Here is an 8,391-nt window from a genome sequence, read left to right as displayed (position 1 = left end):
TAGCCGCCCCCGGCCAAGGATGGCCGATGGCGGCGGGCCCACGGAGCAGGACCGGAGCGAGGGAACCCTGAGCCTAGGCGAAGGGCCGTACGTCAGGGGCAAAGCCTTTTGGTTCCTTTTTGGCGTTTGAAAAAGGGACTCGCCGTAAGGGCGAAACCATTAGCGGCCGTTACCGCAGGAATGGATATGTACTCGAACCAAAAATACAGGTCGGCTACTAGGCCGCCATCGCCAGCAAGCTGGCTCCTACAAATTCGTGCTCGACGTCACAACATGCAGACGCAAAAAAGCCCGCTGACCTTATCGGTCCAGCGGGCTTCTTTTTGTGCGAAGACTTCAGTGAGCCACAGCCGCCTGCTCTTCCATCTTCTTGCGCAAACTCAGCGGACGCATATCGGTCCAGGTTTCTTCGATGTAAGCCAGGCATTCCTTTTTCAGGCCACTCTTGCCCACGGTGCGCCAGCCCTCCGGCACGGCCTTGTAGTCGGGCCAGATCGAGTACTGCTCTTCGTGGTTGACCACGACCTGAAAGAGGATGTCCTCGCGGTCGAATACTGACGTCATAGTGTATCTCCATCAATGTAAGGGTGGGCTGCACTGCGTGCGCAGCCGTTATGTAGAAAGAACGTTGCGGGGCCCGGAAAATTTAGAGGCTGGCAGTGGCAGCAGCCATCGCCCGGCCAAAAATCTCCGCCACCCGATCGATTTCCGCAGCGCTAATCACCAGCGGCGGCAGGAAGCGCACCACGCCGCCATGCCGGCCGCCCAGTTCAAGAATCAACCCACGCTTGAGGCATTCACGCTGCACCAGCGGCGCCAGTCGAGCGAAGATCGGTGGATGCCCCTGCACATCCGGCGCGCCGGTCGGGTCAACCAGTTCGACGCCAAGCATCAAGCCGCGACCGCGAATATCGCCCAATTGCGGGAAGTCCCGCTGAAGAATGCGCAAGTGTTCGCTCAAACGCTCGCCCATGGTGGCAGCGTGTTCGCAAACCTTGTGCTCGGTCAGGTAACGCATCACTGCGGAGCCCGCCGCCATGGCCATTTGGTTGCCACGGAAGGTCCCGGCATGCGCGCCCGGCAACCAGGTGTCGAGCCAGTCGCGATACACCACCACCGCCAGCGGCAAGCTGCCGCCGATGGCCTTGGACATCACCACCACATCCGGAATGATCCCGGCGTGCTCGAAAGCAAACATCTTGCCGGTGCGGGCGAAACCGCTCTGGATTTCGTCGACGATCAACGCCACACCCGCCTTTTCGGTGATGCGACGCAGACCGCGCAACCAATCGAGATCAGCCGGGATCACCCCGCCCTCGCCCTGAACGGCCTCGACAATCACTGCCGCCGGCAATTGCACACCCGCCTCGGGATCGTTCAGCAGGTTTTCCAGGTAGTTCAGGTTGACCTGCACGCCTTGCGCGCCGCCGAGGCCGAACGGGCAACGGTAATCGTAGGGATACGGCATGAACTGCACGCCACTGCTGAGCAATGCGCCCAACGGCTTTTTCGGCCCCAGGCTGCCCATCAGGCTCAACGCGCCCTGGCTCATGCCGTGATAACCGCCCTGGAACGACAGCACGGTGCTGCGGCCGGTGGCGGTGCGCACCAGTTTCAGCGCGGCTTCCACGGCGTCGGTGCCGGTCGGGCCGCAGAACTGGATTTTCGCTTGTGCAGCCAGGGCTGGCGGCAGCAGGCCGAACAGGTCCTGGACGAATTGATCCTTGACCGGGGTGGTCAGGTCGAGGGTGTGCAGCGGCAGTTCATCGGTCAGCACTTGCTGGATCGCTTCGATCACCACCGGATGGTTATGCCCAAGGGCCAGCGTCCCGGCGCCGGCCAGGCAGTCGATGAAGCTGCGGCCTTCGACGTCTTCGACATAAATGCCCTTCGCGCGCTTGAGTGCCAGGGGAATGCGTCGCGGGTAGCTGCGGGCATTCGACTCCTGCTGGCTCTGGCGCGCCAGCAATGGCGATTCGTTGAACTGATAAAGCGTTTCGGCCGGCGCCGGAGCGATCCGGGCCGACTGATCTTCCATAAGGCTGGTAGCGACTGACATCTCTCGACCCCTCAATAAGGTTTTCCTGTTCTGGAAACGCATCAGGGCGCCGAGGATTTAGACCCTTGCCCGGCTTTCTATGAAGGCGGGGTCAGGCCCTTGTGCATGGGGATGGCGCGAAGCCCGGCTACGGTGAAGGTTTCGGCACAGGGCTGATAACCCAGATGCCGGTAAAAGGCTTCACTGGTCCGGGTGCTGTTGAGTCGTACCTGAGCCAGCCCGTTATCGATCAGCCAGCCTTCAAGGTCGCGCACCAGCGCTTGCCCGACGCCACGACGAAACCATTCCGGCTGCACGTAACAGAACGCAAGATTGCCGCTGATCGCCGCCATCGCGACGCCGACCGGTTTGTCCCGCAACAGGGCGATGTTCAGGTACAGCCGCTGGTCGGTCAGCCACGGTTGAATGTGTTCGACGGTTTTATTGTGGGTCCAGGTGGCGACGGTTTGCGGGTCATTGCGATGATCGAGCGCGCAGCCGACGCGAATGGAACGCTCGACGATCCGGCTGATGATCCCGGCGTCGGCGAGGGTTGCCTTGCAGATGTGTAGGGGGGTTTCCATGGCGCTGTAACCTCAATCCATTGAGAAAAAGCTGCCGGGGACGATAGCGCTGGTGGCCGTCGGAACGCCAATGGCGAGACGTTACATTTGATGTGCAACACAGCGACCTGTAGGAGCCGGCTTGCTGGCGATGCATACACCTCGGTGAGTCAGGCAGACCCAGTCGATGCAATCGCCAGCAAGCCGGCTCCTACAGGGGATTGTGGTGGTCAGATTTGTTGCAACGGCATCGTCAGCTCAACCCGCAAGCCATCCGGCCGGCTGTCGAAATGCAGCGTGCAGCCACAACGCTGAACAATCGCCTGGACAATTGCCAACCCCAGACCGCAGCCGGTGCTCTGTCCGTTGCGCCAGAAGCGTTGGGTCAGGTGTTGCATATCGTCCTCGGCAATGCCCGGTCCATGGTCGCGCACGACGAACTGCACGCGGTTGCCGGTGGTTACCAGGCTCAGTTCTACCGCACCGTCGTTCGGGGTATGGCGCAGCGCGTTGTCCAGCAGGTTGCGCAGCGCCGCGATCGACAGCACCGCCGGCATTTGCACCGGCGCATGGGAGAGCTTCGGCGGCAGCTTGAATTTGATCCGCTGACGATCACCGCTGGCGGCATCCTGAATCGCCAGTTTCGCCACTTGCTCGGCGCTGCATTGCACACCGTCGTCGAACGACAGACTGCCCTCGACCCGCGCCAGCAACAACAATTGCTCAAGCGTGCGGTGCAGACGGTCGGCGCCCTCTTCGGCCCGCGCCAGGGACTGATCCCGTGCCGCACCATCGGTCATGCGTGCCACTTGCAGGTGGGTTTTGATCGCCGTCAGCGGGCTGCGCAGTTCGTGGGCCGCGTCGCCGGTCAATCGGCGTTCGCGCTCGATGGTCTTGCCGATGCGCTGGAACAGCTGGTTCTGAGTGTCCAGCAACGGTTGCAACTCACTGGGCAGCGGCTGAATCTGCAAGGGTTCCAGCGAGTCGGCGCTGCGTCGCATCAAGGCATCGCGCATGCGGTTCAGCGGCGCCAGGCCCTGGCCGATCCCCAGCCACAGCAGGCACAGGCAACCGAGCAACGCCACGCCCACCGGCACCGAAGCGGCCAACAGGATCGACATGTTGAGCGCTTCACGTTCGATTTGCCGATCAGCGGTGGTGATGCGCAGATCGCCACGGGCCAGGGTGAAACTGCGCCACGGTGCGCCGTCGATCATCTGATCGTGGAAGCCCATTTTTTCGGCTTGCAGTGTTTGTTGTGGATCGGTGTGGCTGCGGGCGAGGATTTCGCCGCGCAACGAGCTGACCTGACACGCCATGCCGCCCGGAATATTCAGTTGTTCGGCACTGAAATGGGTGCCCTCGCCCTTGGTCGGCAACGGCGGCAGTTGCTCCATCAGGCCGGCGACCATGCGCGCCGACGCCACCAGCCGCTGGTCGAGGGAAAACATCATCTGGTTGCGCAGGTCGCTGAGCATCCAGGCCGCCGCCAGGGCCCAGATCAGCGCAAATGCGGCGCCGAGCGTCAGGCTCAGGCGCAAACGCAGGCTCATCACTTTTTCACTTCCTCTCCATCATCGGCCGGCCCCAGGCGATAGCCCAGGCCGCGCACGGTCTCGACAATGCCATTACCCAGTTTGCGCCGCAGGTGATGGATATGCACGTTGAGGGCGTTGCTTTCCAGTTCGTCGTTGAACCCATAGACGCTGTCTTTCAACTGCTCCGTGGACAGCACCCGGCCACGGTTGTGCAGCAAGGCTTGCAACAGTGACTGTTCGCGACGGGAAAGGTCCACTGGCTGACCGCCAAGCATGGTTTCGCGGCTGCTCGGATCGTACGTCAAGCGGCCGTGTTCGATCAGGTTGACGCTGCGCCCTGCCACCCGTCGCAACAACGTGTGCAGGCGTGCGGCGAGTTCGCGCAGGTCGAACGGCTTGAGCAGGTAATCGTCGGCCCCCGCTTGCAGGCCGTCGACGCGGTCGGTCACCGAATCCCGGGCGGTGAGGATCAGCACCGGAATCTCCAGGCCATGATGGCGCAACTGCTGCAATAGCTTGAGCCCGTCTTCATCCGGCAGACCGAGGTCGAGCACCATCACGTCGAACTCGGCGACCTTGAGCATGGCCCGGGCCTTCGAGGCAGTGTTGACGTGCTCCACCGTCAGGCCCTGGGCAGTGAGGCCGGCGACAATGCCGCTGGCGATCAGCTCATCGTCTTCGCAAACCAGTACGTGCATGGTGAGACCTGTTGAAAAAAAGGTGATTAGGCCGGTGGCCGATTAAGCGGACATTATGCCGCAAGTGCCTTTGTCACAAGGCCGTCACGGTTAATCATCGGTTAATCGCCGCCCCACATTGTGCACCTCACTTGCACAGGGACAAGGCTTACCCAATGCGTCGATTGTTTTTGTTTTTTGCTCTCTTGATCTCGGGTCTGGCCCAGGCTGGAACCAATCCGTTCGAAACCAAACCTGAATTCCTGCCAGTGGAAAAAGCGTTCGTCTTCACGTCCGAGCGCCTTGAGTCGGGTGAAACGCAACTCTATTGGCAGATCACCGACGGTTATTACCTTTATCAGAAACGCCTGAAGTTCGATGGGTTGCCCGCTGAGCTGCACCCTGTGTTACCTGAAGGCGAGTCTCACAGTGATGAATTCTTCGGTGAACAGCCGGTTTATCGCCAGGGCCTGGAGCTGAAGATCCCGGCGGGTGCGACCGGCCGGATCAAGGTCGGCTTCCAGGGCTGCGCCGATGCCGGATTGTGTTATCCACCGCAAACCCAGGTCGTGGATCTGGGCGGCAGCACTGTCGCTTCGGCGGCCAATGAAGCGCCGGATCAAGCCCTGGCCAGCAGCCTGCAACAACGGGCGTTGGGTTGGAGCTTGTTGGTGTTCTTCGGTTTGGGCCTGCTGCTGGCCTTCACCCCTTGCTCGTTGCCGATGCTGCCGATTCTGGCCGGAATGATTGTCGGCAGTGGCGCGACGCCCAAACGCGGATTTGCCTTGGCCACCAGCTATGTCGTGAGCATGGCGCTGGTGTATGCGGCGATGGGCGTTCTGGCGGCGTTGCTCGGTGCGAATTTGCAGGCACTGCTGCAAAACCCTTGGTTGCTGGGCAGTTTCGCCGCCGTGTTTGTGCTGCTGGCGTTGCCGATGTTCGGCTTCTTCGAGCTGCAACTGCCGGTCGCCGTGCGCGATCGGCTGGAAAACGTCTCGCGTAATCAGCGCGGTGGCAGCCTGATTGGCGCGGGTGTGCTGGGCGCGCTGTCCGGTCTGTTGGTCGGTCCGTGCATGACCGCCCCGCTGGCCGGCGCCCTGCTCTACATCGCACAAAGCGGCAATGCGCTGCACGGCGGGTTGATTCTGTTTGCCATGGGCATCGGCATCGGTGTGCCGCTGTTGTTGCTGGTGACCGTCGGCAACCGCTTCCTGCCCAAACCCGGGGCCTGGATGAACCTGCTCAAAGGCGTGTTCGGCTTCCTGTTCCTCGCCACCGCGTTGTTGATGTTGCGCCCGGTATTGGATGAATCGCTGTGGATCGGTCTGTGCGGTGCGTTGTTGCTGATTGCCGCCTACAGCGCCTGGAAGCAGTCGCAAGGTTTCGGGCGGGTCGCGCATCTGTTCGGTGCCAGCTCATTGCTGCTCGGCTTGTGGGGCAGTCTGTTGATGATCGGTGCGGCGGGCGGCGGTGATGACCTGTTGAAACCGCTGCAGGTCTATAGCGCTGCCAATGCGGGCAATGCCGCCCGCCCGGTCGGCCACGACGCTTTCACCACAATCAAGAACCCGGCCACTCTGCAACGGGAGCTCGATGCCGCACAAGCTCAGGGCCAATGGGTGCTGCTGGACTACTACGCCGACTGGTGTGTGTCGTGCAAGGTCATGGAAAAACAGGTGTTCGGCCAACCCCGCGTGCTCGACGCCTTGAGCGATGTGCGCTTGCTACGTCTGGACGTCACCGCCGACAATGCCGCCAGCCGCGAACTGCTTGGCCGCTATAAAGTGCCGGGGCCACCGAGTTTTCTGTGGATCGGCGCCGATGGCATCGAACGTCGCAGCCAGCGCATCACCGGCGAGGTCGATGCCGACACCTTCCTGCAACGCTGGACCACCACCCGAGACGCCCGTTAATGCTGACTTTTACCCTCGGCACGTTTGCCATCGCGCTTAACCACCTGCTGCTGATCAGTGCCTTGGCGCTGGCGACGTTTGTCGGCTGGCGGGCGGCCAAGCGTGGCGGTGAAAATCCCGAGTCGGCGCTGTTCAGCCTGTTCCTGCTGGGCATGCTGGCGGCCCGAATCAGTTTCGTCGCGCTGTACTGGAAACATTATCGTGACGATCCGTGGCAAGTCATCGACCTGCGCGACGGTGGCTTTCTCGCCTGGCCGGGTGTAATCGCGCTGCTGCTGGCCGCCGTGTATCGAGGCTGGCGTCAACCGGGTTTACGTCGCCCACTGGGCTTTGGCGTGGCCAGTGGCCTGGCGTTCTGGCTGCTCGCGACATTCTCCCTGAGCATTTACGAACAAGGCACGCGCCTGCCAGACATCACCCTGCGCAATGCCGCCGGTGAAACGGTGCAACTGGCGGATTACAAAGGCGGGCCGCTGGTGATCAATCTCTGGGCCACCTGGTGTCCGCCGTGCCGCCGGGAAATGCCGGTGCTGGAAAACGCTCAGCAACACCGCCCGGACCTGACCTTCCTGTTCGTCAATCAGGCGGAAAGCATGCAAAGCGTCAGCACCTTTCTGGAAACCCAGGGCCTGAGCCTGTCCAACGTACTGTTCGACGGCAGCGGTCGATTGGGTCAGGCCGTCGGTTCGATGGCATTGCCGACTACGCTGTTCTATAGCCCTGAAGGTCGCCTGCTGGGCAGTCACTTGGGCGAACTGTCGGACGCCAGCCTGGCCCGCGCCCTGGAAAACTTTGACACCCCGAATCCGGCCACACCGTCCACTTCTTCAAGGAAACTGCCATGCCCCGCCTCCGCCACCTGCTGACGCTGACCCTGGGCGCCGCCCTGCTGCACCTGCCGTCGGTACAGGCTGCCGAAGAGTTGCCCGAAGCAATCAAGAAGATCGAAGCCAAGGGCGCGAAAATCGTCGGCCAGTTCGACGCGCCCGATGGCTTGCGCGGTTATGCCGCGCAGTACCAGAACCGTGGCATGGCGCTGTACCTGACACCGGATGGCAAACATGTGTTGCTGGGCAATTTGTACGACGCCGACGGCAAAGACCTGAGCAGCGCGCCGTTGCAGAAACTGGTGTACGCGCCGATGGCCAAGGAAATCTGGGGCAAGATGGAAGCGAGCAACTGGATCGGTGACGGCAACAAGGATGCGCCGCGCGTGGTGTACCTGTTCAGCGACCCGAACTGCCCTTACTGCAACGTGTTCTGGGAACAGGCGCGGCCGTGGGTGAAGGCCGGCAAGGTGCAGTTGCGGCACATCATGGTCGGCATCATTCGTGAAGACAGTCCGGGCAAATCCGCGGCATTGCTTGCCGCCAAGGATCCGCAAAAAGCCCTGCAAGACCACGAAGGGGCTGGCAAGGCCAGTACGCTCAAGGCGCTGAAAGAAGTACCGCCGGCGATTCAGGCGAAACTGGCGGCGAACATGCAGCTGATGGAAGACCTGGAATTGCAGGCCACTCCGGCGATTTTCTACATGGACGACAAGGGCGAGCTGCAACAGCAGCAAGGCGCGCCGTCGCCGGACAAGTTGGTGAAGATTCTCGGGCCGAAATAGTTTTTCCGTCAGTGGTGTGGTGATCTCACTGCCGCCATCGCCGGCAAGCC

8 protein-coding genes are annotated in these 8,391 nt (G+C 61.8%); 3 read left to right on the top strand and 5 right to left on the bottom strand.

Features of this window, described 5'->3' with window-relative positions:
• Window positions 1–336 precede the first annotated feature (336 nt).
• The 5 genes from PMI32_RS04315 to PMI32_RS04335 form a co-directional block, all read right to left on the bottom strand.
• A complete protein-coding gene (locus PMI32_RS04315) occupies window positions 337–564 on the bottom strand; it encodes an MbtH family protein (protein ID WP_008033724.1) in 228 nt (75 codons plus the stop codon).
• Between the two features lie 82 nt (window positions 565–646).
• Window positions 647–2,059: an aspartate aminotransferase family protein gene (locus PMI32_RS04320; protein ID WP_008033723.1), complete on the bottom strand. Its 1,413-nt coding sequence runs from the start codon at window positions 2,057–2,059 to the stop codon at window positions 647–649.
• Between the two features lie 77 nt (window positions 2,060–2,136).
• Entirely contained in the window at window positions 2,137–2,622 is a 486-nt protein-coding gene (locus PMI32_RS04325; protein ID WP_008033715.1) for a GNAT family N-acetyltransferase, read from the bottom strand.
• A gap of 209 nt (window positions 2,623–2,831) precedes the next feature.
• Window positions 2,832–4,157 carry an ATP-binding protein gene (locus tag PMI32_RS04330; protein ID WP_032829109.1) on the bottom strand — a complete coding sequence of 442 codons (1,326 nt, stop codon included), beginning with the start codon at window positions 4,155–4,157 and terminating at the stop codon, window positions 2,832–2,834.
• Window positions 4,154–4,837 (bottom strand): response regulator, encoded by a 684-nt coding sequence (locus tag PMI32_RS04335; RefSeq protein WP_008033711.1) that lies wholly within the window; start codon window positions 4,835–4,837, stop codon window positions 4,154–4,156. Before PMI32_RS04335 ends, PMI32_RS04330 begins: the two co-directional genes overlap by 4 nt.
• Before the next feature lie 155 nt (window positions 4,838–4,992).
• On the opposite strand from PMI32_RS04335, the gene dsbD reads away from it, so the two are divergent.
• Genes dsbD through dsbG form a run of 3 tightly spaced genes read left to right on the top strand, consistent with a single transcriptional unit; the run spans window position 4,993 to window position 8,341 of the window.
• Window positions 4,993–6,729 (top strand): protein-disulfide reductase DsbD, encoded by a 1,737-nt coding sequence (dsbD, locus tag PMI32_RS04340; RefSeq protein WP_008033709.1) that lies wholly within the window; start codon window positions 4,993–4,995, stop codon window positions 6,727–6,729.
• Entirely contained in the window at window positions 6,729–7,595 is an 867-nt protein-coding gene (locus PMI32_RS04345; RefSeq protein ID WP_008033707.1) for a prolipoprotein diacylglyceryl transferase family protein, read from the top strand. Before dsbD ends, PMI32_RS04345 begins: the two co-directional genes overlap by 1 nt.
• Complete coding sequence (gene dsbG, locus PMI32_RS04350) at window positions 7,571–8,341, top strand: thiol:disulfide interchange protein DsbG (protein WP_008033705.1); 771 nt, start codon at window positions 7,571–7,573, stop codon at window positions 8,339–8,341. The genes PMI32_RS04345 and dsbG overlap by 25 nt, the downstream gene beginning before the upstream one ends.
• Window positions 8,342–8,391: the final 50 nt, after the last annotated feature.

Origin of the sequence: Pseudomonas sp. GM60 (assembly GCF_000282415.1) — a bacterium.
Classification (GTDB): Bacteria; Pseudomonadota; Gammaproteobacteria; order Pseudomonadales; family Pseudomonadaceae; genus Aquipseudomonas; species Aquipseudomonas migulae.
This window is presented reverse-complemented; position numbering and strand designations above follow the sequence as displayed.

Bases quoted from the DNA above. Each gene is read 5' to 3' on its own strand.
- PMI32_RS04315 (WP_008033724.1), bottom strand. From the start codon at position 564: ATGACGTCAGTATTCGACCGCGAGGACATCCTCTTTCAGGTCGTGGTC.
- PMI32_RS04320 (WP_008033723.1), bottom strand. From the start codon at position 2,059: ATGTCAGTCGCTACCAGCCTTATGGAAGATCAGTCGGCCCGGATCGCT.
- PMI32_RS04325 (WP_008033715.1), bottom strand. From the start codon at position 2,622: ATGGAAACCCCCCTACACATCTGCAAGGCAACCCTCGCCGACGCCGGG.
- PMI32_RS04335 (WP_008033711.1), bottom strand. From the start codon at position 4,837: ATGCACGTACTGGTTTGCGAAGACGATGAGCTGATCGCCAGCGGCATT.
- dsbD (WP_008033709.1), top strand. From the start codon at position 4,993: ATGCGTCGATTGTTTTTGTTTTTTGCTCTCTTGATCTCGGGTCTGGCC.
- PMI32_RS04345 (WP_008033707.1), top strand. From the start codon at position 6,729: ATGCTGACTTTTACCCTCGGCACGTTTGCCATCGCGCTTAACCACCTG.
- dsbG (WP_008033705.1), top strand. From the start codon at position 7,571: ATGCCCCGCCTCCGCCACCTGCTGACGCTGACCCTGGGCGCCGCCCTG.